A 21,858-nucleotide genomic window follows, 5' to 3' on the forward strand; every position below is an offset into this window, starting at 1 on the left:
TCAGGCTCCCTTCGTCGCGCGGCGTTCGGTGGGCTGTGTCACCCGGTCGAGCATCAGGCCCAGGCAGACGATCGCGGCCCCGGCGACCAGGCCGGTCGCCAGGTCGCCCTGGGCGAGGCCGAAGACGACGTCGTAGCCGAGCGCGCCACCGCCGACCATGCCGCCGATGATGACGACGGCGAGGACCAGGACCACACCCTGGTTGACGGCGAGCCGCAGGGCCGGGCGGGCCAGCGGGAGCTGGACCTGGCGCAGTTGCTGGGCACCGGTCGCGCCGAGCGAGCGGGCCGACTCCAGTGCCGCCGGGTCCACCTGGCGCAGGCCCTGCGCGGTGATCCGTACGACCGCCGGCAGCGCGTAGACGATGGCGGCGGCGACGGCCGGGGCGCGGCCCACGCCGAACAGCGCGACGACCGGGATCAGGTACACGAACTGCGGCATCGTCTGGAACACGTCCAGCACCGGGCGCAGCAGCCGCTCGAAGCGGTCGCTGCGGGCGGCGGCGATGCCGGTCGCGAAGCCGATGACGAGGGTGACGGCGACGGCCGCGAGGACCTGCGACAGCGTGTCGAGGGACGGCTTCCACACGCCGAGCACCCCGATGGCGGCCATGGCGAGGACGGCGGTGAGCGCGGTGCGCCAGGTGCCTATCAGCCAGGCCAGGGCGGCGACGACGAGCAGCACCGACCACCAGGGCAGCCACTGCAGTCCGTCGCGGAGCGGGTCGAGCACCCAGGTGGTGAAGTGTGCGGCCCAGTCGGCGGTGCCGCCGATCACGGGGACGCCCGAGTACAGATGGGCGGTCATCCAGTCGACGGCCCGGTTGACCGGCTCGGCGATGGCCACAACCCAGGTGCCGGGCCATTCCAGGCGCCCCGCCAGACGTCCGGCGACCGCGACGGCCGCGGCGGCGAGCAGGGCGTACAGCCAGGGCGCGCGCGGCTCGGGCTCCTCGCCGAGGCTCGCCCCGGCCGCGCCGGTCACCCGGTCGAGGACAACGGCGAGCAGCACGATCGGGATACCGGCGGCGAGTGCGGCGCCCACGTCGACCGAGGCCAGCGCCTGGTAGACGCGGTCACCGAGACCGCCCGCGCCGATCACCGACGCGATGACGGCCATGGACAGCGCCATCATGATCGTCTGGTTGAGGCCGAGGAGGAGTTCCTTGCGGGCCAGCGGGATACGGGCGGTCAGCAGGCGCTGGCGTGCGGTGGTGCCGAGCGACTCGACCGCCTCCAGCACCTCCTTGTCGGCGCCGCGCAGCCCGAGCGAGGTCAGCCGGGCCATGGGCGGAGCGGCGTAGACGACGGTGGCCAGGACGGCCGCCGGCACGCCGATGCCGAAGACCAGCACGACCGGCAGGAGGTAGGCGAAGGCCGGCAGCACCTGCATCGTGTCCAGGACCGGGCGCAGGGTGCGGTCCATCCGGTCGGAGAGACCGGCGGCGAGCCCGAGCAGCGCGCCGGCGACGACGGACGCGGTGACCGCGACCACCATCAGGGCGAGCGTCTGCATGGTCGGCACCCACATGCCGAGCAGACCGCAGGCGAGGAACGCGGCGACCGTGCCGAGTGCGAGCCGCAGGCCCGCGACCCGCCAGGCGACGAGCCCCGCGAGGGCGGTCACCCCCGCCCAGCCGACGGCGAGGAGGGCGAGGTAGACGGCGCGTACGGCGATGACGACGACGTTGCTGACGTGTCCGAAGAAGTAGAGGAAGAGGGGGTGCGCGTCCCGGTTGTCGATGATCCAGTCGCTGACCGTGGCCAGCGGTGCGGAGACATCGACGGTCAGTGCGTCGGGCCAGGTGCCGCTCGCCCAGCGCGCCGCGGCGAGCGGGACGAGGATCGCGGCGGCCACGGCGAGCAGCAGCAGCTTGCGCACGGCGCGGTGTCCGAGGACGCCGGGTCGTGCGGTGCGGGGGGCGGTTGTGGTGATGGTCGCCATCAGACCGCCTCCTTGGGCAGCTCCGTTCCGGCGGACTGCTCCGTTCCCGCAGTCCGGTGGCCGGTTCCGGCGGGCTGCCCCGTGCCGGCGACGACCGTGAGCAGGGCGTCGGAGTCGACGACGCCCAGGCAGCGGCCCTCGTCCAGGACCCGGGCCGGGGTGCCCGCGCGGGCGACGGCCTCGATGGCCTCCGACACCGTGGCGTCGGGCCGTACGGCCGGGCCGCTGCCGGCCTCTTCGGCCGAGGTGGCGGGACGCATGGCCGTACGGACGGTCAGGACCTGCTCGCGCGGGACGTCCCGGACGAACTCGCGGACGTAGTCGTCGGCGGGCGAGCCCACGATCTCCTCGGGGGTGCCGAGTTGGACCACCCGTCCGTCGCGCATCAGGACGATACGGTCGCCCAGCTTCAGGGCCTCGCCGAGGTCGTGGGTGATGAAGACCATCGTGCGGCCCTCCTCGCGGTGCAGCCGGACCACCTCCTCCTGCATGTCGCGCCGGATGAGCGGGTCCAGCGCGCTGAACGGCTCGTCGAACAGCAGCACCTGGGGGTCGACGGCGAGCGCGCGGGCCAGTCCGACCCGCTGGCGCTGACCGCCGGAGAGCTGCGCGGGTCTGCGCTGCTCCATGCCTTCCAGGCCGACCTTGGCGACGATCTCGGCGGCCCTCTCGCGGCGTTCCGCCCTGCTCACGCCCTGGATCTCCAAGCCGTAGGCGACGTTGTCGAGGACCGTGCGGTGCGGCAGCAGGCCGAAGTGCTGGAAGACCATCGCGGCGCGGTGCCGGCGCAGTTCGCGCAGCCGGGCCCTGTCCATGGCGCGGACGTCCTCGCCGTCGATGGCGATGGTGCCCGCGGTGGGCTCGATCAGCCGGGTCAGACAGCGCACCAGCGTGGACTTGCCGGACCCGGACAGGCCCATGACGACGAAGACCTCGCCCTTGCGCACGTCGAAGGAGACGTCGCGGACGGCGGCCGTGCAGCCGGTGCGCTCGCGCAGCTCGGCCGGGCTCAGTGCGCCGAGTTCCGGGTCCGCGGGGACGCGGGCGGCCTTCGGGCCGAAGACCTTCCACAGGCCGTCCACCGCGAAGACGGGGGCGGCGGTGGAGTCGTCCGTGGGCGGTTTGCGGGTGGGGACCGTGAGAGCCATCAGCTCTCACCTCCGATCAGGTCGACGGCCTTCTCCCCGACCATGAGCACCCCGATCATCGGGTTCACGGCGGTCATGGTCGGGAACACGGAGGCGTCCGCGACACGGATGCCCTCCAGGCCCCGGATGCGCAACTGGGGGTCCACGACGGCGAGTTCGTTGTCGGCGGCGCCCATCCTGCAGGTACCCGCCGGGTGGTAGACGGTATGCGCGACCTTGCGGGCGTACTCGCTCAGCTCCTCGTCGCCGGTGACGTCCGGACCGGGGCACACCTCGCGCTTGAGCCAGCCGGCCAGCGGCTCGGTCTTCGCGATCTCGCGGGCGATGCGGATGCCGTCGACGAGGGTGTGGCCGTCGTAGTCGTCCTCGTCAGTGAAGTAGCGGAAGTCCAGGGCCGGCTTGACGGACGGGTCGGCGCTGGTGAGGTACAGCCGGCCCTTGCTCTTCGGCTTGGGGATGTTCGGGGTCATCGACACGCCGTACGGGGGCCGTTCGTAGCCCAGGCGCTCGGGGTTGTCCGTGAACGGGATCTGGTAGAAGTGGAACATCAGGTCGGGGCCAGCGTGTTCGGGGTCGCGGCGCACGAACAGGCCGGCGTCGGAGTCCATCGCGGAGTTGTCCGGGATGGGGCCGTTCGTCTCCCACACGATCACCGACTCGGGGTGGTCGAGCAGGTTCTCGCCGACGCCCGGCAGGTCGTGCGCGACGGGTATGCCGAGCTTCTCCAGGTCCGCCTTGGGGCCGATGCCGGAGTGCAGCAGCAGACGGGGCGAGTCGACGGCGCCGGCGCACAGCAGGACCTCGCGGCGGGCCCGTACGAGGGTCTCCTCGCCGTCCTTGGTGCGCACATGGACGCCCTCGGCACGGGTGCCGTTCAACTCGAGCCTGTACGCCCAGGTCTCCAGCAGGATCGTCAGGTTGGCGCGCTCGTCCATCACCGGGTGCAGATAGGCCACGGAGGCGCTGGAGCGCTTGTTGTTCTCCGGGTGGTAGGCGAGGTCGAAGAAGCCGACGCCGTCGTTGAACGGCTCCTTGTTGAAGCCTTCCACGCGCGGCACGCCGAGCGCCGCCTGGGCGGCGTCGACGAAGTCCCGGGCGATGGCGTTGCGGTCCTTCTCGTCGACGGCGACGATGTTGTTCTTCAGGCGGGCGAAGTACGCCTCCATCGCGATCGCGCCCCAGCCCTCGGCGCCGGCCGCCTCCCACTCGTCCCAGTCGGACGGCAGCGGCTTGAAGGCGATGAGCGTGTTGTGGGAGGAGCAGCCGCCGAGCACGCGGGCGCGGCTGTGCCGGATGTGGGAGTTGCCGCGGGGCTGCTCGGTGGTCGGGTAGTCGTAGTCCAGTTCGCCGCCGAGCAGGCCCATCCAGCGGCGCAGGGTCAGCACGTCCTCGCGGCCGACGTCGCTGGGGCCGCCCTCGATGACGGCGACGGTGACGTCCGGGTCCTCGGTGAGGCGGGAGGCGATCACGGAGCCGGCCGTGCCGCCGCCGATGACGACGTAGTCGAACTCGTGGGTGTTGTCGTGCATGGGGGAGGTACTCCTGTGGTGACGAGGAGGTCGGGAGAACTTCGAGCGGAAAAGGGGAGGAACGGGGGAAGGAACAGCGGTGCGTGGGACCGGTGTCAGGGGTGGTGAGTGCGGCTCAGCCCGCGAACCAGCGCACCGGGCCGGGGGCGAGGTTCTGGTAGACGTGCTTGGTCTCGCGGTACTCGGCGAGCCCGGCGGGGCCGAGTTCGCGGCCGACGCCGCTCTTGCCGAAGCCGCCCCACTCCGCCTGCGGCAGGTAGGGGTGGAAGTCGTTGATCCACACGGTGCCGGCGCGCAGCCGGCCGGCCACGCGCCGGGCGCGGCCCGCGTCCGCGGTCCACACGGCGCCCGCGAGGCCGTACTCGGTGTCGTTGGCGAGCGCGACGGCCTCGTCCTCGGTGCGGAAGGTCTCCACGGTGAGGACGGGTCCGAAGACCTCCTCCCGGACGACCTTCATCTCGCGGTGGCAGCGGTCCAGGACGGTGGGCTCGTAGAAGTAGCCGGTGGCGGGCCGCTGCGGCGACGGCTCGGGGCGCCGGCCGCCGCAGCGCAGCACCGCGCCCTCGGCGAGCGCGGACTCGACGTACGCCTCGATCTTGGCGCGCTGCTGCTCGGAGACGAGCGGGCCGCACTCGACGCCGGCCTCGGTGCCGCGGCCCAGCCGGATCCTCTCGGCGCGGCGGGCGAGTTCGGCGACGAAGCGGTCGCGGACGGACTCCTCGACGATGAGCCGGGCGCCGGCGGAGCAGACCTGGCCGCTGTGGATGAAGGCCGCGTTGAGGGCCTGGTCGACGGCGGTGTCGAAGCCCTCGTCGGTGGCGCAGGCGTCGGCGAAGACGACGTTGGGGTTCTTGCCGCCGAGTTCGAGGGCGACCTTCTTGACCGTGGGGGCGGCGGCCTGGGCCACCTTGGTGCCGCTGACCAGGCCGCCGGTGAAGGAGACGAGGTCGACGTCGGGGTGTTCGGCGAGCCGGGCGCCGACCGTGTGGCCGGGGCCGGTGACGATGTTGGCGACGCCCGCGGGCAGGCCCGCCTCGACGAGGAGTTCGATCAGGGCGACCGTGGTGAGCGGGGTGATCTCGCTGGGCTTGATCACGAAGGTGTTGCCCGCGGCGAGCGCCGGGGCGATCTTCCAACTGGCCTGGAGCAGCGGGTAGTTCCAGGGTGTGATCATCGCGCAGACGCCGACCGACTCGTGCACGACGACGCTGTGGATCTCGGGCGAGCCCGCGTCCACGACCCGGCCGGGGGCTTCCGCGGCGACCAGATCGGCGAAGTAGCGGAAGGCGTCGGCGACGCAGTCGATGTCGACGCGGCCCTCCTCCAGGGTCTTTCCGGCGTCCCGGCTCTCCAGCAGGCCGAGATTCTCCCGGTCGCGCACCAGGAGGTCGGCGACCCGGCGCAGCAGGGCGGCGCGCTCGGCGACCGGTGTGCGCGGCCAGGCGCCCTGTCCGCCGTCGAAGGCGCGGCGGGCGGCCTCCACCGCCAGGTCCGCGTCCTTCTCGTCGCCCTCCGCGACCACGGCGAACGGCGTCGCGTCCGCGGGGTCGAGGATCTCGCGTGTGGCACCGCTGACCGCCTCACGCCACTCCCCGCCCGCGTGAATGGTGCCGCGCGCGTCGCGTTCCGTACTGTCCGCCATGATCGGTACTGCCTTCCGTTCCTGCCCGGTTCCCCTGTGTTACATCGGTGTGACCCGTAGGGAGAGTGAGCGCCTGCCCTTTCCCGTGCCGTCCATGCCTGTCTGGTGGCCGAGAGTGCCGCGTGTCACGGAATTTGGGGACGCCAAGGGACAAAAGGTGCGCAATTCCAGGTCGTTGTGGCAGCCGGAACGGCCGCGGGCCCCGTTCCGGAAGAAACCGGAACGGGGCCCGTGCGGGGTCGTGACAGAGGGAGCCGTACGGCTCAGATGAGGCCGAGGCCGCGGACCGCCTCGCGCTCCTCCTCCAGCTCCTTGACGGAGGCGTCGATGCGGGCGCGGGAGAAGTCGTTGATCTCCAGGCCCTGGACGATCTCGTACGTGCCGTCCTTGCAGGTGACCGGGAAGGAGGAGATCAGGCCCTCCGGGACGCCGTAGGAGCCGTCGGACGGGATGGCCATGGAAGTCCAGTTGCCCTCGGCGGTGCCGTTGACCCAGGTGTGGACGTGGTCGATGGCGGCGTTGGCGGCGGAGGCGGCCGAGGAGGCGCCGCGGGCCTCGATGATGGCGGCGCCGCGCTTGGCGACGGTCGGGATGAAGTCCTCGGCCAGCCACTTCTCGTCGTTGACGACCTCGGCGGCGTTCTTGCCGGCGACCGTGGCGTGGAAGATGTCCGGGTACTGGGTGGCGGAGTGGTTGCCCCAGATGGTCAGGCGCTTGATGTCGGAGACCGTCGAGCCCGTCTTCTTCGCGAGCTGGGTCAGCGCGCGGTTGTGGTCCAGACGGGTCATGGCGGTGAAGCGCTCGGCCGGTACGTCCGGCGCGGCGGCCTGGGCGATCAGCGCGTTGGTGTTCGCCGGGTTGCCGACGACCAGGACCTTGACGTCGTCGGCGGCGTGGTCGTTGATGGCCTTGCCCTGCGGCTTGAAGATGCCTCCGTTGGCCTCGAGCAGGTCACCGCGCTCCATGCCCTTGGTGCGCGGGCGGGCACCGACGAGGAGGGCGACGTTGGTGCCGTCGAAGGCGACGTTCGGGTCGTCGCTGATGTCGATGCCCCGCAGGAGCGGGAACGCGCAGTCGTCCAGCTCCATGGCCGTGCCCTCGGCGGCCTTCAGCGCCGGCGTGATCTCCAGGAGCCGCAGCTTGACCGGCACGTCCGCGCCGAGCAGGTGGCCGGAGGCGATGCGGAAGAGCAGGGCGTAACCGATCTGGCCGGCCGCGCCGGTGACGGTGACGTTCACGGGAGTGCGGGTCATGGCGTTCTCCGTATGACAGCTGGCGGTGGGGCGTCCCTGCCCCGGGTGCGGGATCCCGGCACCGGCTCGTGACCGGCGCCGCCGCGATGATCGATCACGGATACGGATGATCGATCTCTTGGCGTCAAGAGAGATCCACTCGTCAGGCTATCGCCTCTCCGGCATCCCGGTCGGCCGGACCCCTGTGGCCCGGCCCACAGGGCGACCACGTGGCGTACGAGTGGCGGCCGCCCATCCGGAGAGGAAGGGCCAGGGCGGCCGCCGTGTGGGGGTTGCCGGAGTACCGGACTCCCGTGGGGGTGAGGTCCGCGTGCCCCGATCGGCGACCCTCATGCCTGTCCGGCGCCACTTCTTTTCTTTCGCCGACCTCCCGGCACACCGCTCCCGGCTACTTCGTGCACCCCTGCTGCCCCGAGGCCAGCGTCGCGCACGCCGTCGCCTGCGTCACGTCCTTCACCGCGACCATCGGCGTGTACGCGATCGTCTCGCCGGCCTTGGTGATGCCGCCGGTCTCCTTGTGCGAGCCGACCGTGACCTGGACCTCGTCGCCCGGCACGGCCCGGGTGATACGGGCCCAGGCAGCGCCGCAGGTCTTGCTGTAGCGGATCTCCAGGAAGGTGGCGCCGACGGTGACGCTCCGGGCGGTGGTCACCAGCTCACCGCTGCACCCCATGCTCTCGGCGTCCTTGCCGGTGCAGCCGTCCCCGCTGCACTTGACCCCGGGCGGCAGATTGAGCGGGGTGCCGGCGGAGGGGGACGGCGACTTGCCCGCGTCGCCGGCCTTCCTGCCGTCGTTTCCTCCGGTGAAGTGGAAGACGGCGCCGATCACGACCAGCACGCCGACCAGGCCGGCGAGGAACATGGTCAGCTGCCGCTTGCGCACCCCGCCGGCGGTGCCGCCGGAGGCGGGCGGGGGAGCCTGCGGAGGGCCGCCGTACGGCCCCGAGGGGGCGGGGGCGTACGGGCTCGGCGCGCCCGGCGTGCGCCCGGTGCCGTCGGGCTGGGACGGTACGGAGGGCGAGGCCGCCCCGGCCCCGGGAGCGCTCCCTCCTGCCCGGGACGGTCCCCGGTAACCGGCCACGTTCCAGGAGTTGCCGCCCGCGGGGGTCTGTGTGCCGGTACCGGAGTCGGTGCGCGCGTCGGCACCGGAGTCGGAGGCCGGCGCGGATCTCTTCGACGTGTCCCCCCGGGCGTCGGCGTCGGGCGCCGTCGGCTGCGCCGGCACCGTCGGGGTCCCGGGGGCCGCCGTGGCGCTGCCGCTCTTGCGGGGCGGCTTGCTCCCGTTGACCTCGGCGCCGGGGGCGTCGCCGCCGAAATCCCCGAGCGCGGCACGCGCCTGGGATATCCGGATGGCCTCCATGGTGCGGTCGTGGCGCATCTCCGCGCGGCTCCACGCGCGCTCGGCGAGCTCCCACATGGTGGTGAGATGGACCGGGTTGGTGCCGGTGACCTCGGCGAGGGCCACGACCGCGCCCTTGGGCGCCAGGAGCCGGCCGTTGAGGTAACGCTCCCAGGAGGTCTTGCTGTAGCCCGTGCGATCGGCGAGCGCGGCGATGCTCAGGCCGCCGCGGTCCACGAGCCGCCGCAGTTGGCTCGCGAACTCCCTGATCTGTGGATCGAGTTCATCGGGCAAGGCCTTCCAACGAGGCATCGTGTCCCCTTCCCCCCGGTACGTGCTGGCTGTTCTCCGCGCGTGACGTCCTGTGCCGAGTCCTGGTTCTGGCTACCCCCACAGGAGTGCGCCCCGCCAGGATCTCAGGTCGCGCGGTGGGGGCGCACGGGAGCATTCGGGCCGGGGCACGCGCCGGTGTGCTCCGGGTCCACGCTAGTCGGGTTCCCGCCCCGCGGACGTCTCCGGGTCACCCCAGAACGACGGCGCCGGCCACCGCGGTCAGCAGCAGGGCGAGGAGCAGGACGACGGCGTACAGCAGGGGGCGTCCGATGGGGCCGGGGCGCGGGTTCTCCTCCGGCCGGTCCCACCACGGGACGGTCGGGTCGTCCTCGTACTCCTCGTGCTCCCGCGCTCCGGCGGGTCTCGCGGGTGCCGTGGCCGGGCGGGGCCAGGCCTGTACGGCCATCTCCCAGCGCACGGTGTGGCGTTCGGCCTCCGCGCCGGCCAGGCCCGCGACTCGGCACAGGGCGGCGACGGCCTGGTGCGGCGGGGGCTGGCCGGCGTTGAGGTAGCGCTGCCAGGAGGACTTGCTGTATGCGGTACGCGCGCCCAGCGCGACCAGGCTGAGGCCGGTCTCGTCCTTCAGGAGCCGTAGCTGCTCCACGAAGTGCCGTACCTCCGGCGGCAGATCGTCCGGCAGCGGCTGCCAGGCGCCCATCGCTCACCTCCACCGCGTCCCTCGTGTCGCCCCGTTGCAGCGAGTGACGACGGCGGGGGCGGTTCGGTTCCCACGGCGGGGTCGCGGAAGACCCTGTGGCAGAGCGGGGACACCGTGGCGGAACGGTCACTTCCGTGCCACAGCGCACGGACAGGCGTTGAACAGCCCGCTCACGGTGCAGGAGGGTGGGCTGCGGCGGCGGCCCGTCCTTGCTCGGGGGAGAGGACGGGCCGCCGTCGTCGGACGGAGGTGAAATCTTGTCAACTGTTGCGGACGGTGAAGTGCAGCGCGTCGTCCAGGAACGGGATCTCCAGCCATGGCTTCGGCTGGGCCATCAGCGCCAGCAGGACGATGGCGCAGCCCAGCAGGCCGTAGATGATGATGTCGGTGAAGCGGGAGCGGACGGCGAGCATCCCGACGCGGGGCAGGAACCAGCGCAGCCCGGCCCCGCCGAGCAGGGCGACGCCGATCAGCAGCAGGCCGACCCGGAAGGCGTCGAAGGCGGTCACCAGCAGCCCGAGCCCGACCACGGACAGCACGGCCAGCATCGGCCACTGCCGGGCGGGCGCCGGGGCGTCATCGGGCGCGGCCCGGCCGCCGCCCTCCGGGCGCGCGGTGTCCTTGGTGAACAGCGGGAAGCGGCGCGTGGTCCGGCGCGGCCTGCCCTCGGCGTCCGGCGCGCTGACCGGGTCCCGTACCTCGATCTCCGGCTCCGGCTTCGCGGAAGCGGACTCCCGCCCGGTGTCCTTCGCCTCAGCCGACACTGCGCTCCGCCGCCTCGACCACGTTGACCAGCAGCTGGGCCCGGGTCATCGGGCCGACGCCGCCGGGGTTCGGGGACAGCCAGCCGGCCACCTCGGCGACGTCCGGGTGGACATCGCCGACGATCCTGCCCTCGGCGTTGCGGGAGACGCCGACGTCGAGGACGGCCGCGCCGGGCTTGACGTCCTCGGCGCGGATCAGGTGCGGGGAGCCGGCCGCGGCGACGATGATGTCGGCGCGGCGCAGGTGGGCGGACAGGTCGCGGGTACCGGTGTGGCACTGGGTGACCGTGGCGTTCTCGCTGCGCCGGGTGAGCAGCAGCGGCATCGGACGGCCGATGGTCACGCCGCGGCCGACGACCACGACCTCGGCGCCCTTGATCTCCACGCCGTAGCGGCGCAGCAGCGTCAGCACGCCGTTGGGGGTGCAGGGCAGCGGGGCGGGCTCGTTGAGGACGAGCCGACCGAGGTTCATCGGGTGCAGGCCGTCGGCGTCCTTGTCCGGGTCCATCAGCTCCAGGATGCGGTTCTCGTCGATGCCCTTGGGCAGGGGCAGCTGGACGATGTAGCCGGTGCAGGAGGGGTCCTCGTTCAGCTCCCGGACGACCGCCTCGATCTCGTCCTGGGTGGCGGTGGCCGGCAGCTCGCGCTGGATGGAGGCGATGCCGACCTCGGCGCAGTCGCGGTGCTTGCCGGCGACGTACTTGCGGCTGCCCGGATCGTCGCCCACCAGGATCGTGCCGAGGCCGGGCGTGACGCCCTTCTCCCTCAGCGCCGCCACACGGGCGGTCAGATCGGACTTGATCGCGGCTGCGGTGGCCTTGCCATCGAGAATCTGGGCGGTCATGTTCCCATCCTCGCGGATGACCGGCGCGCGGTTCCAATCCGGGTGATCCGGGGGCCTTCCCCGTCGGTGCCCGTGACCGGTGATGTTGCACTTGCACAACACCTGTGGGATCCGGCTGGACAAGTAAGTCGCTCGTAAAGAACGATGAACAGCACAGTGCCGCGGGCAGCTCATCGGGGGGACAAACCGCATTTCTGTAGAAATCGCCTCCGCATGGTGCCGCGCATCGCCCCCGCACCTGATCGACGGAGGAAGCAAAAGCAATGAGTTACGGCGATCCGAACAACCCCTACGGCGCACCGCAGCAGCCGTCCCAGCCGGGCTACGGCGCCCCCCAGGGCCAGGCCCCCGGCTACGGCTACCCGCAGGCCCCGCCCATGCAGCAGCCGTACGGCGCTCCGGTACCGCAGACGATGCCGAGCAACGTCAGCGCGGCCCGCGTGATGCTGTGGGTGATCGTCGGTCTGCAGGTCATCGGCGTGGCCCTGTTCGCCTTCGCCGCCGTCGGCCTGAACGCCGCGAAGAAGGACGACACCCTCAAGGACGACGCCAACTTCCAGCAGCTCGCCGACTACTCGACCGGCATGCTCTGGGGCGTGATGCTGTTCGCGCTGGCCTGGGGCGTGTTCGCGGCCGTACTGGCGGTGAAGTTCAACACGGGCCGCAACGGCCTCCGCGTCACCGTCATGGTCTTCAGCATTGTCACCGCGATCCTCGGCATCTACCCGTTCGTCCTCGTGGGTCTGATCCACACCGTGCTCGCCATTCTGATCGCCTGTTTCGTCGGCGGCGCCAACGGCAAGGCCTGGTTCAACCGCCCCAGCTACTGAACAGTTCGCGCCGTTCACCCCCAGGGCCGTGTCTCACCCGGAAGAGGGAGGGACACGGCCCTGGTGTGTCGCCCCAGGGCCGTGTCCGGCGGATCACACCAAAATCGCGGGGCCTGGAACGCTCCCCCGAGCTCTTCGCGCAGCGGGACCCTGCGGCCCCTGGTCGCCGGTCCCCGGCACTCCGCGTCGGCAGGGTCGCGCCGGGGCGGCTGGACGCGCCGGAGCCCTTCGGGTTCTCCCGGATCGCGCTGCCCGCGGCCGGGGATCTGCTGCCGGTCGAGGTGTGGGCGCCGCGCCACGACCGTCCGAGCGGCGCGGGCGGCGCCGACGGCGAGCCCACCGCGCCGGCCTTCCCGGTGGATCGGAACAAGCCCTGCTACGCGCTGCTCGCCGCCCTGTGCGAGCCCCGGCTGCGCGCCCGCACGCACACCCCGCTGCCCACGGTCGACCAGGTGGTCGAGCGGTTGCGCCCGGCCTGGCCGGCCGCGTCCCGCACCTCGGTGCAGTGGAACATCGACTACCTGGCCGTCACCTTCTCGGCCGTGAACGACTCCGTAACGCGTCCGGTACGCCCGGTGCACCGTCGGGGGCGATGACCAGGTCCCCGGCAATCCGTGCGGGTCCCGCACCTGCTCCGGCGGCCGGAAGGACCGTCGCTGGGCAGGCATGGCCTGTCGAACTCCCCGGAGCGATCCGGGGGAGGAATCTCCCGGATCCGTCCGGGAGAGAACTTCGAACCCGGGCGGACAACGGAGCCCGGGGCTGGATGAGCGACGGCGACATCGCCTCGGAGCCGACCCGCGGCCCTGCCGCCAGGGCACGACCGCGGCCTCCGGCCCCCTCGAAGGAGAGCCGGAGGCCGCGCTTGCGTATCGGTGCCGGGATCAGTGGAAGAAGTGGCGCGTGCCCGTGAAGTACATCGTCACGCCCGCCTTCTCGGCGGCCTCGACGACCTGCTCGTCACGGATCGAGCCGCCCGGCTGGACGATCGCCTTCACGCCCGCCGCGATCAGTATCTCGGGGCCGTCGGGGAAGGGAAAGAAGGCGTCGGAGGCGGCGTAGGAGCCACGGGCCCGCTCCTCGCCGGCCCGCTCGACCGCCAGCTTGCAGGAGTCGACACGGTTGACCTGGCCCATGCCGACGCCGACCGAGGCGCCGTCCTTGGCGAGCAGGATCGCGTTGGACTTCACCGCGCGGCAGGCCTTCCAGGCGAAGGCGAGCTGCGCGAGCCCGTCGGCGTCAAGCGCCTCGCCGCTGGCCAGGTTCCAGTTGGCGGGGTCGTCGCCGTCGGCCTGGAGCCGGTCGGTGACCTGGAGCAGCGCGCCGCCGTCGATGGCCTTGACCTCGACGGGGTTCGCCGGGCCGTTCGGGGCCCTGAGGACGCGGATGTTCTTCTTCTTGGTGAGGGCCTCCAGGGCCCCCTCCTCGTAGTCGGGCGCGACGACGACCTCGGTGAAGATCTCGGCGACCTGCTCGGCCATCTCCTTGCTGACCGGCCGGTTCACGGCGATCACACCGCCGAAGGCGGACAGCGGGTCGCAGGCGTGCGCCTTGCGGTGCGCCTCGGCGACGTCCGCGCCGACCGCGATACCGCACGGGTTGGCGTGCTTGATGATCGCCACGCACGGCTCGTCGTGGTCGTACGCGGCACGGCGGGCGGCGTCCGTGTCCATGTAGTTGTTGTACGACATCTCCTTGCCGTGCAGCTGCTCGGCCTGCGCGAGACCGGCGCCGCCGGCGTCGAGGTAGAGCGCGGCCGGCTGGTGCGGGTTCTCGCCGTAGCGCAGTGTGTGCGCGCGCTCCCGGGTGGCGCCGAGGAAGTCGGGGAACTGTGAGTCGTCCACGGGGGCGTAGGAGGACGCGAACCAGCTCGCGACAGCCACGTCGTACGCGGCCGTGTGCTGGAAGGCCTCGGCGGCCAGCCGCTTGCGGGTGGCGAGGTCGAAGCCACCGGCGGAGACCGCGGCGAGGACGTCGGCGTACCGCTCCGGGCTGGTGACCACGGCCACGGACGGATGGTTCTTGGCGGCGGCGCGGACCATGGAGGGGCCGCCGATGTCGATCTGCTCGACGCACTCGTCGGGCGAGGCGCCGGAGGCGACGGTCTCGCGGAACGGGTAGAGGTTGACCACGACCAGGTCGAACGGCTCGACGCCCAGCTCCTGAAGCTGCCGCTGATGGTCCTCCAGGCGCAGGTCGGCGAGGATGCCCGCGTGGACCTTGGGGTGCAGGGTCTTGACCCGGCCGTCCAGGCACTCGGGGAAGCCGGTGAGGTCCTCGACCTTGGTGACGGGTACGCCGGCCGCGGCGATCCGCCCGGCGGTGGAGCCGGTGGAGACGAGTTCGACGCCGGCCTCGTGCAGCCCGCGCGCGAGCTCCTCCAGGCCGGTCTTGTCGTAGACGCTGACGAGCGCGCGCCGGATGGGCCGCTTGTTGCTCTCGGCGGTCACTGGATAACTACCTTTCGTCCCTCGATGCGATAGCCGTTGCGGGCGAGCCGCCCCACGACCTCGACGAGCAGCCTTCGCTCGACTTCCTTGATGCGCTCGTGCAGCGCGCTCTCGTCGTCCTCGTCCCGGACCTCGACCACGCCCTGGGCGATGATCGGACCGGTGTCGACGCCGTCGTCGACGAAGTGGACGGTGCAGCCGGTGACCCTGGCGCCGTACGCGAGCGCGTCCCGCACGCCGTGGGCCCCGGGAAAACTGGGCAGCAGGGCGGGGTGCGTGTTGACGAACCGCCCGCCGAAGCGCGCGAGGAACTCCTTCCCCACGATCTTCATGAACCCGGCGGACACCACCAGGTCGGGCTCGTGGGCGGCGACGGCCTCGGCCAGCGCCGCGTCCCACTCCTCGCGCGTGCCGTAGTCCTTGACCTTCCGCACGAAGGTCGGCAGCCCGGCGCGCTCGGCGCGCGCCAGCCCCTCGATGCCGTCGCGGTCGGCGCCCACGGCGACGATCCGGGCGCCGTAGGCCTCGGCGCCGGTCTCGGCGATCGCGTCGAGGAGCGCCTGCAGATTGGTGCCGGATCCGGAGACCAGCACGACGAGGCGCTTGGCCACGGGCTTGGCGGCCACGGTGAGGCCCTTTCTCGGGGGAGCTGTTTTGTATGGTCGTACGAATGCTTCGCGCCCCCGGATACGGGGAAGCCTACGAAGCGGCCGACCGCCAGCAACGATACCGGCACGGCCGACCGGCCCCCATGGGACGGGGGCGTGGCCGGAAGGTAGCGTCAGGGGGAGCCGGTACGGGAACGCACCGCCTGCACCGTGCGTTCACGGAATGACGGACCCGCGTCCCGGGGCGCGCAGCGCCTTGTGGGGTGTACCGGACGTGCCAGATCAGTCGTGACTCACCAAGGGGAAGACGCTCACTTGATGCCGGACCGCAGCCTGCGACTCCTTACGCTCCCTCCGCAGTCGGCGCAGGGAGGGCGGCGTGGTGCCGTGCTGCTGAGGGAGCGCCCGTCCTCGCCGCCGGACGCCCCCTCGGACGGGCGGGGCAACGGCACAGGTGGCACGACCCCGGACGACAACCCCTTCGCCCCGCCCCCGGAGGGCACCCCCGACCGTCCGTGGCAGCCCCGGCACCCGTCCGACGGGGACTCCTCCTCCGACGGCGGCTCCGACGGGTCGGGCCAGGGCGGCGGCCGGTCCCCGTGGGGCAGCCAGTGGAGCGACCACCAGCCGGGCCGCTCCTCCGGCGGCTTCGGCGAACGCCCGCAGCGGCCCGGCGGCCCGGAGGGCCCGGGCGGCGGCCCCGGCCCGGGCATGCGCTGGGACCCCACGGATCCCGCCCAGCGCCGCGCGCGGTACGCGCTGCTGTCCGGCATGTGGGCCTTCTTCTTCGCCCTGTTCAGCTGGACGTACGTGGCCCTGCTGCTCGGGGCGCTGGCCCTGTACTGGGGTATCAGCTCCCTGCGCGCCAAGCCGCGCGGGCACGATCCCAACACGCCGGCGCCCACGGGTCGTCCTCAGGCGACGGCCGCGATCAGCGGTCTGGTCACCGCGTCGCTGGCACTTGCCGTGGTCGCCGTGACCTTCGCCGCGCAGCTGGTCTACCAGGACTACTACTCGTGCGTGCACGACTCCCTCACGAACCAGGCCAAGCAGTCCTGCGACCAGCATCTGCCTCCTGAGCTGCGGAAGGTTCTGAAGGACAACAGCTGACGGGGGTGTCGGGCACGGGGGTTCCTGAGCGGGGTCACTGCTTGGCGGGCGGGTCCGCCGGGCCGTCGCCCTCGGGGGGTGGCGGGGGCTCCACCGGCTCCGTGATGTCGTCCGCCTTCGCTTCCTCCGGGTCGGCGCCTTCTTCCGGCTCCACGGTTTCCTCCGGCTCCGTGGCTCCCTTCGCCGCCTCCTTCAGCGCGGCCCAGCGGGCGCGGCGGGCGCTGTCGTCGTCCTGCCAGGAAGCGGCGGGTCCGGACGTCGGCGGATCGAGGGGCAGGACGTCGTACGGCTCGAGGGCGGCGTCGTAGCCATGGTGCACCGGTGTGGACCGCGGGGGCGGTGACACCGCGGCCCTCGGCCCGAGGAGCAGGCCCCGTCGGCGTACGCGCCCGTCGGCGGCCGAAGGCTCCGGGGCCGTGGTGGCCCCGCCCGCCCGGGGCTTGCCGACCGTCCGCCGGGCTCCGTCGCCCACCGACGCCCTGCCCCCGCGGCAGCGCCACGCCCGCAGCGCCGCCGCCGTCGGCACGGCCGCCGTCGCCGTCCACAGCAGCGCGGCCCCGCCCACCTGCCACCCCACCGGCCCGAACCGGGCGAGCGCGGCACCGCCGAGCGGGCCGCCCGCCAGGGCCGCGAACGCCCCGAGCACGGCCGCGCACACCAGGCACGCCAGCCCGGCCCCGGCCACGGTCCGCCGCCACGACCACGCCCGTACCCCCGCGCTTCCTCCCCGGGCGTCCCAGCTCTCCCGCACCGCCGCTCCCGCCACGAACCAGCCCATCGTCAGCCCGGCCGCCACCGGCACCGCCGCCGACGCCCAGGTGAGCGGGGTGCCGGGGCCCGCGTCCGGGACCGCGGCGAGCAGGGGGAAGGCCGGCAGCAGCGGAGCCGGGGAGGAGGAGAGCGGGCCGACGACATGGCCGGAGCCGAGCAGGAAGCCGGGCCCGAGGGAGTACGCCACCGCCCAGAGCACCGCGTTCGGCAGCAGCGCCAGGCACAGCAGCAGCACGACGAACCGCCCCGACCAGCCCTCCGTCAGCGTCAGGAACGCCCCCTGGGCCGTCTCGCCGTGCCCCACCAGCGACACCCCGAGCACCAGCGCCCCGCCCCCGACGAAGACCACCACCCCGGCCCCCGCCGCCCGCGGCGCGGCGCCGAGGCGCGCACGGGGGCCGGGCCCGAGCAGCAGGCGCCGTACGCTGCCCGGCAGCCGGCGCAGCGCCCTGTCCAGGGGCGCGCGGGGACAGCCGTACGCCGTCCACACGCCGGTGCCGGCCGCCGCCACGGCGAGCAGTGGCACGCACACCGCCGTCCACACCCACGAGGGACGCAGCGCACCGTCGGCCGCGTACGCGATGGCACCGGCACCGACGGTGAGGTAGCCGAGGACGACGCCCGCCCAGGCGGTGCGCGGCGGGAGGAGCGGGCCGCCGTCGCCTGTGTCGGTGGCGTCCCGCGCCGCCCGGTGCACCAGCAGCGCGGGCAGGGCGAGCAGCAGCAGCGGAGTCACTCCGACGGGCGTGGGGACCCCGGTGAGCGTATTGGAGCGGACCAGTTCGGCGCCGTGCGCCAGCAGCCACAGCGCCGCGGCGACGTTCAGCGCGCCGCCGGGTCCGCTGTCGGGGTACGGCGAGCTGATCCACAGCGCGATGACCAGCACGGCGAACGAGCCGAACCCCAGCCCCGCCGCCACCGCACCGCCCACGAAACCGGCGCCCAGGCCGGGTGAGCGGTCCCTTACGCAGGTGCGAAGGCGCGGCAGCGGCGGACGGTGACGGGTCGTCTGGATCACGGCCTCATGCTCCAACGAACACCCGCTTTCCCGGCGCAACAGGCGAACCTCCGCTGTGTCGCGCAATATACGTTTATGTGCCTATTCACACGGAGGGACGCATCATGACGAACAGTCATGCGAAGCCGCTGCCACCGTTCACGGAGAACCGACACTCCGGCGCGATCGCCTTCCTGACACCAGGTCAGCTCACCGAGGAGGACGGCGACTCCCTGACGCCGACTCAGGCCTTCGACGCGCTCCACGCCTTCTGCGCCCCCGCCCTCGTACGGCAGGCCTATCTGCTCACCGGCCGGCACGAGCGAGCGCGGGCCGCCGTGGAAGAGGCCTTCCAACTGGCCTGGCAGCGCTGGCCGGAGGTGGCCCACGACCGGGACCCGGCCGGCTGGGTGCGGGCGGTGGCGTACGAGTGCGCGCTGTCCCCCTGGCACCGCTTCATCCCGCGCAACCGCGTCCCCGACCCACCCCCCGACCCCGCGGACCGCGCGCTGCAGCAGGCCCTGCTGCGGCTGCCGCCGTCGTACCGCCGCACCCTGGTGCTCTACGACGGTGTCGGCCTCGATCTGCCGGAGACCGCGGCGGAGACCGAGGCGAGCACCCCGGCGGCGGCGAACCGGCTGGTGCACGCCCGCGAAGCCGTCGCCGCGCGCCTGCCGGAACTGGCCGACCCGGCGGAACTGCACCGGCGGCTGGTCCGGCTGGGGGCCGCGGAACGCCTCGGGGCGCCCGGGTCGACGGCCGTGCGGACGGCCGGGGAGCGCCGGATCCGCTTCTGGACCCGGTCCGCCATCGCCTTCACGGTCACCATCGTCGGCGCGACGGCGCTCACGCTGCGCACGGCCCCCACGCACTACCTGGCACCGGTCTCCCCCGGGCACGCGGTCCAGGGGGTGCCGCCGCAGGGCCTGCTCGGGCCCCTCTCACCAGGGGCGCCCGAGCTGCGCGCCAAGCTGAGGAAGGAACCGGCGGCCGGCCCGGAGCGGCTGGTACCGCAGGCCGGATAGCCCGACGCCCGGTCCCGGACATGCCGGTGGGCCCGCCCCCGTGCGGGGAACGGGCCCACCGGGCCTTCGTGTCGGGAAGCTCAGCCCGCGAGGATCTCTCGCGCCAGCTCGGCCGTCTCGGTCGGGGTCTTGCCGACCTTGACGCCCGCGGCCTCCAGGGCCTCCTTCTTGGCCTGGGCGGTGCCGGAGGAGCCGGAGACGATGGCGCCGGCGTGGCCCATGGTCTTGCCCTCGGGCGCGGTGAAGCCCGCGACGTAGCCGACGACCGGCTTGGTCACGTTCTCCTTGATGAAGGCCGCGGCCCGCTCCTCGGCGTCGCCGCCGATCTCGCCGATCATGACGATCAGGTCGGTGTCGGGGTCGTCCTGGAACGCCTTGAGCGCGTCGATGTGCGTGGTGCCGATGATCGGGTCACCGCCGATGCCGACGCAGGTGGAGAAGCCGATGTCACGCAGCTCGTACATCATCTGGTACGTCAGCGTGCCGGACTTCGAGACCAGGCCGATACGGCCCGGCTTGGTGATGTCGGCCGGGATGATGCCGGCGTTGGACTGACCGGGGGTGATCAGACCGGGGCAGTTCGGGCCGATGATGCGGGTCTTGTTGCCCTTCTTGCCGGCGTACGCCCAGAAGGCGGCCGTGTCGTGCACCGCGATGCCCTCGGTGATGACGACCGCGAGCGGGATCTCGGCGTCGATGGCCTCGACGACCGCGTCCTTGGTGAACTTCTCCGGGACGAAGATGACCGTGACGTCGGCGCCGGTGGCCTCGATGGCCTCCTTGACGGTGCCGAAGACCGGTACCTCGGTGCCGTCGAAGTCGACGGTGGTGCCCGCCTTGCGCGGGTTCACGCCACCGACGATGTTCGTGCCGGAGGCCAGCATGCGGCGGGTGTGCTTCTGGCCCTCGGAGCCGGTCATGCCCTGGACGATGACCTTGGATTCCTTGGTGAGGAAGATAGCCATGGTGTTCTGTGACCTCGTCCCTTACTTCGCGGCAGCAGCCAGCTCGGCGGCCTTGTCGGCCGCGCCGTCCATCGTGTCCACCCGCTGGACGAGCGGGTGCTTGCGGTCGTCCAGGATCTTGCGGCCCAGCTCGGCGTTGTTGCCGTCGAGGCGCACGACGAGCGGCTTGGTGACCTCCTCGCCCTTGGACTCGAGGAGTTCCAGGGCCTGCACGATGCCGTTGGCGACGGCGTCGCAGGCGGTGATGCCACCGAAGACGTTGACGAAGACGGACTTGACGTCCGGGTCGCCGAGGATGATCTCGAGGCCGTTGGCCATGACCTCGGCGGAGGCGCCGCCGCCGATGTCGAGGAAGTTGGCCGGCTTGACGCCCTGGTGGGCCTCACCGGCGTAGGCGACGACGTCCAGGGTCGACATGACCAGGCCGGCGCCATTGCCGATGATGCCGACCTCGCCGTCGAGCTTGACGTAGTTGAGGTTCTTCTCCTTGGCGGCCGCCTCGAGCGGGTTGGCCGCGGCCTTGTCGTGGAGCTCCTCGAACTCGGGGTGGCGGAACTCGGCGTTGTCGTCCAGGGACACCTTGCCGTCGAGGGCGAGCACGTCACCGGAGGCGACCTTGGCGAGCGGGTTCACCTCGACCAGGAGGGCGTCCTCCTTGATGAACACCTCCCACAGGCTCACCAGGACGTCGGCGACCTTGTCGGCGACCTCGGCCGGGAACTTCGCCGCGGCGGCGATCTCCTGGGCCTTGGCCCGGTCCACGCCGTCGATGGCGTCGATCGCGATCTTGGCGACGGCCTCGGGGCGGGCGGCCGCGACCTCCTCGATCTCCATGCCGCCCTCGACGGAGGCGATGGAGAGGAAGGTGCGGTTGGCACGGTCGAGGAGGAAGGAGACGTAGTACTCCTCGACGATCTCCGGAGCGGTCTCGGCGATCATGACCTTGTGGACCGTGTGGCCCTTGATGTCCATGCCGAGGATGTCCGTCGCACGGGCGACGGCCTCGTCCGGGGTGGCGGCGAGCTTGACGCCGCCGGCCTTGCCGCGACCACCGACCTTCACCTGAGCCTTGACGACCGACTTGCCGCCCAGTCGCTCGGTGATCCCGCGCGCCGCCTCAGGCGTGTCGATGACTTCACCGGCCAGCACCGGTACACCGTGCTTGGCGAAGAGGTCCCTCGCCTGGTACTCGAACAGGTCCACGCGCTTCCGTCCCTATCAGTGATCTCGCGGTTCGTTGAATGCGTGGGCGTGCCGCGAAGGGCAACGTGACGTCCGCTCTGGGTCACAGGGAAGGCGCACACGGTGCCCGAGCGCGCGGCATGTCCATCTCGCAGGTTATCCCCGCTTGCCGGAACCCCCTAAATCCAGGAGTCACACATGAGCGGTGATACCTGTCACATGATGCCGCGCCTTCTGGCACGGCGTGCCACGGACGGGGCCTCACCGGGCGGGGTCCCACCGGGCTGGGGTTGACCCGGTGAGACCCCCTGGATCAGCCCTCGCAGGGGCCCGGGCGGACGATCCCCACCCCAATGGGGCCGGCCCGCCCTTCCGCGGGGTCCCGGGCAGCACGGCCGGACCGACCGACGGCTTTCGGCCGTCCCGGGTCACCGGCGACCCCACTTCCGACCGCGCTCCGGCCGGC

At 72.4% G+C, this 21,858-nt stretch carries 17 protein-coding genes and 1 pseudogene; 4 read left to right on the forward strand and 14 right to left on the reverse strand.

Annotated features, from left to right (window positions below):
* From ACX25U_RS13845 to ACX25U_RS13885, 9 genes are all read right to left on the reverse strand, one after another.
* Positions 1 to 1,944, reverse strand: a complete 1,944-nt coding sequence (locus ACX25U_RS13845) for an ABC transporter permease (RefSeq protein WP_454392005.1) — start codon at positions 1,942 to 1,944, stop codon at positions 1 to 3.
* On the reverse strand, positions 1,944 to 3,092 hold the full coding sequence (locus ACX25U_RS13850; RefSeq protein ID WP_454392007.1) for a quaternary amine ABC transporter ATP-binding protein: 1,149 nt from the start codon (positions 3,090 to 3,092) through the stop codon (positions 1,944 to 1,946). The genes ACX25U_RS13845 and ACX25U_RS13850 overlap by 1 nt, the downstream gene beginning before the upstream one ends.
* On the reverse strand, positions 3,092 to 4,621 hold the full coding sequence (locus tag ACX25U_RS13855; RefSeq protein WP_454392009.1) for a GMC family oxidoreductase: 1,530 nt from the start codon (positions 4,619 to 4,621) through the stop codon (positions 3,092 to 3,094). The genes ACX25U_RS13850 and ACX25U_RS13855 overlap by 1 nt, the downstream gene beginning before the upstream one ends.
* 115 nt (positions 4,622 to 4,736) lie before the next feature.
* The gene (locus ACX25U_RS13860) at positions 4,737 to 6,263 is read right to left on the reverse strand and encodes an aldehyde dehydrogenase family protein (protein ID WP_454392011.1); all 1,527 of its coding nucleotides are present in this window, start codon (positions 6,261 to 6,263) and stop codon (positions 4,737 to 4,739) included.
* Positions 6,264 to 6,526: 263 nt separating this feature from the next.
* Positions 6,527 to 7,516, reverse strand: a complete 990-nt coding sequence (locus tag ACX25U_RS13865; RefSeq protein ID WP_454392013.1) for a malate dehydrogenase — start codon at positions 7,514 to 7,516, stop codon at positions 6,527 to 6,529.
* A gap of 388 nt (positions 7,517 to 7,904) precedes the next feature.
* Positions 7,905 to 9,167, reverse strand: a complete 1,263-nt coding sequence (locus ACX25U_RS13870; protein ID WP_454392015.1) for a DUF2690 domain-containing protein — start codon at positions 9,165 to 9,167, stop codon at positions 7,905 to 7,907.
* Between the two features lie 208 nt (positions 9,168 to 9,375).
* On the reverse strand, positions 9,376 to 9,846 hold the full coding sequence (locus ACX25U_RS13875) for a helix-turn-helix domain-containing protein (protein WP_454392017.1): 471 nt from the start codon (positions 9,844 to 9,846) through the stop codon (positions 9,376 to 9,378).
* A gap of 260 nt (positions 9,847 to 10,106) precedes the next feature.
* Complete coding sequence (locus ACX25U_RS13880) at positions 10,107 to 10,610, reverse strand: DUF3017 domain-containing protein (protein WP_454392019.1); 504 nt, start codon at positions 10,608 to 10,610, stop codon at positions 10,107 to 10,109.
* On the reverse strand, positions 10,600 to 11,454 hold the full coding sequence (locus ACX25U_RS13885) for a bifunctional methylenetetrahydrofolate dehydrogenase/methenyltetrahydrofolate cyclohydrolase (protein ID WP_454392021.1): 855 nt from the start codon (positions 11,452 to 11,454) through the stop codon (positions 10,600 to 10,602). Before ACX25U_RS13885 ends, ACX25U_RS13880 begins: the two co-directional genes overlap by 11 nt.
* Before the next feature lie 263 nt (positions 11,455 to 11,717).
* Here ACX25U_RS13885 and ACX25U_RS13890 point away from each other — a divergent pair, with 263 nt between their 5' ends.
* Both ACX25U_RS13890 and ACX25U_RS13895 read left to right on the forward strand, forming a co-directional pair.
* Positions 11,718 to 12,284, forward strand: coding sequence for a hypothetical protein (locus ACX25U_RS13890; protein ID WP_454392023.1), 567 nt, complete (start codon positions 11,718 to 11,720; stop codon positions 12,282 to 12,284).
* Positions 12,260 to 12,814: pseudogene (locus ACX25U_RS13895) on the forward strand (FHA domain-containing protein); the annotation flags it as partial. The gene ACX25U_RS13890 and the pseudogene ACX25U_RS13895, both read left to right, overlap by 25 nt.
* Positions 12,815 to 13,168: 354 nt before the next feature.
* Here ACX25U_RS13895 and purH read toward each other — a convergent pair.
* Entirely contained in the window at positions 13,169 to 14,734 is a 1,566-nt protein-coding gene (gene purH, locus ACX25U_RS13900) for a bifunctional phosphoribosylaminoimidazolecarboxamide formyltransferase/IMP cyclohydrolase (RefSeq protein ID WP_454392025.1), read from the reverse strand.
* A complete protein-coding gene (gene purN, locus ACX25U_RS13905; RefSeq protein ID WP_454392027.1) occupies positions 14,731 to 15,360 on the reverse strand; it encodes a phosphoribosylglycinamide formyltransferase in 630 nt (209 codons plus the stop codon). Before purN ends, purH begins: the two co-directional genes overlap by 4 nt.
* Positions 15,361 to 15,660: 300 nt before the next feature.
* On the opposite strand from purN, the gene ACX25U_RS13910 reads away from it, so the two are divergent.
* A complete protein-coding gene (locus ACX25U_RS13910) occupies positions 15,661 to 16,452 on the forward strand; it encodes a hypothetical protein (protein WP_454392029.1) in 792 nt (263 codons plus the stop codon).
* 34 nt (positions 16,453 to 16,486) lie between these two features.
* Here the strand turns inward: ACX25U_RS13910 and ACX25U_RS13915 are convergent, their stop codons facing one another.
* Complete coding sequence (locus ACX25U_RS13915; protein WP_454392031.1) at positions 16,487 to 18,241, reverse strand: cell division protein PerM; 1,755 nt, start codon at positions 18,239 to 18,241, stop codon at positions 16,487 to 16,489.
* A gap of 104 nt (positions 18,242 to 18,345) precedes the next feature.
* On the opposite strand from ACX25U_RS13915, the gene ACX25U_RS13920 reads away from it, so the two are divergent.
* Positions 18,346 to 19,245 carry an RNA polymerase sigma factor gene (locus tag ACX25U_RS13920; RefSeq protein WP_454392033.1) on the forward strand — a complete coding sequence of 300 codons (900 nt, stop codon included), beginning with the start codon at positions 18,346 to 18,348 and terminating at the stop codon, positions 19,243 to 19,245.
* A gap of 80 nt (positions 19,246 to 19,325) precedes the next feature.
* Here ACX25U_RS13920 and sucD read toward each other — a convergent pair whose 3' ends face one another.
* Positions 19,326 to 20,210: a succinate--CoA ligase subunit alpha gene (gene sucD, locus ACX25U_RS13925; protein ID WP_454392035.1), complete on the reverse strand. Its 885-nt coding sequence runs from the start codon at positions 20,208 to 20,210 to the stop codon at positions 19,326 to 19,328.
* Positions 20,211 to 20,231: 21 nt separating this feature from the next.
* Positions 20,232 to 21,413 carry an ADP-forming succinate--CoA ligase subunit beta gene (gene sucC, locus ACX25U_RS13930; protein WP_454392037.1) on the reverse strand — a complete coding sequence of 394 codons (1,182 nt, stop codon included), beginning with the start codon at positions 21,411 to 21,413 and terminating at the stop codon, positions 20,232 to 20,234.
* Positions 21,414 to 21,858: the final 445 nt, after the last annotated feature.

This window comes from Streptomyces sp. JNUCC 63 (assembly GCF_054366325.1).

What these genes read in the sequence shown, in the direction of transcription:
- ACX25U_RS13845 (WP_454392005.1), bottom strand. Translation starts at nt 1,944, where the DNA reads ATGGCGACCATCACCACAACCGCCCCCCGCACCGCACGACCCGGCGTC.
- ACX25U_RS13850 (WP_454392007.1), bottom strand. Translation starts at nt 3,092, where the DNA reads ATGGCTCTCACGGTCCCCACCCGCAAACCGCCCACGGACGACTCCACC.
- ACX25U_RS13855 (WP_454392009.1), bottom strand. Translation starts at nt 4,621, where the DNA reads ATGCACGACAACACCCACGAGTTCGACTACGTCGTCATCGGCGGCGGC.
- ACX25U_RS13860 (WP_454392011.1), bottom strand. Translation starts at nt 6,263, where the DNA reads ATGGCGGACAGTACGGAACGCGACGCGCGCGGCACCATTCACGCGGGC.
- ACX25U_RS13865 (WP_454392013.1), bottom strand. Translation starts at nt 7,516, where the DNA reads ATGACCCGCACTCCCGTGAACGTCACCGTCACCGGCGCGGCCGGCCAG.
- ACX25U_RS13870 (WP_454392015.1), bottom strand. Translation starts at nt 9,167, where the DNA reads ATGCCTCGTTGGAAGGCCTTGCCCGATGAACTCGATCCACAGATCAGG.
- ACX25U_RS13875 (WP_454392017.1), bottom strand. Translation starts at nt 9,846, where the DNA reads ATGGGCGCCTGGCAGCCGCTGCCGGACGATCTGCCGCCGGAGGTACGG.
- ACX25U_RS13885 (WP_454392021.1), bottom strand. Translation starts at nt 11,454, where the DNA reads ATGACCGCCCAGATTCTCGATGGCAAGGCCACCGCAGCCGCGATCAAG.
- ACX25U_RS13890 (WP_454392023.1), top strand. Translation starts at nt 11,718, where the DNA reads ATGAGTTACGGCGATCCGAACAACCCCTACGGCGCACCGCAGCAGCCG.
- ACX25U_RS13910 (WP_454392029.1), top strand. Translation starts at nt 15,661, where the DNA reads ATGCCGGACCGCAGCCTGCGACTCCTTACGCTCCCTCCGCAGTCGGCG.
- ACX25U_RS13920 (WP_454392033.1), top strand. Translation starts at nt 18,346, where the DNA reads ATGACGAACAGTCATGCGAAGCCGCTGCCACCGTTCACGGAGAACCGA.
- sucD (WP_454392035.1), bottom strand. Translation starts at nt 20,210, where the DNA reads ATGGCTATCTTCCTCACCAAGGAATCCAAGGTCATCGTCCAGGGCATG.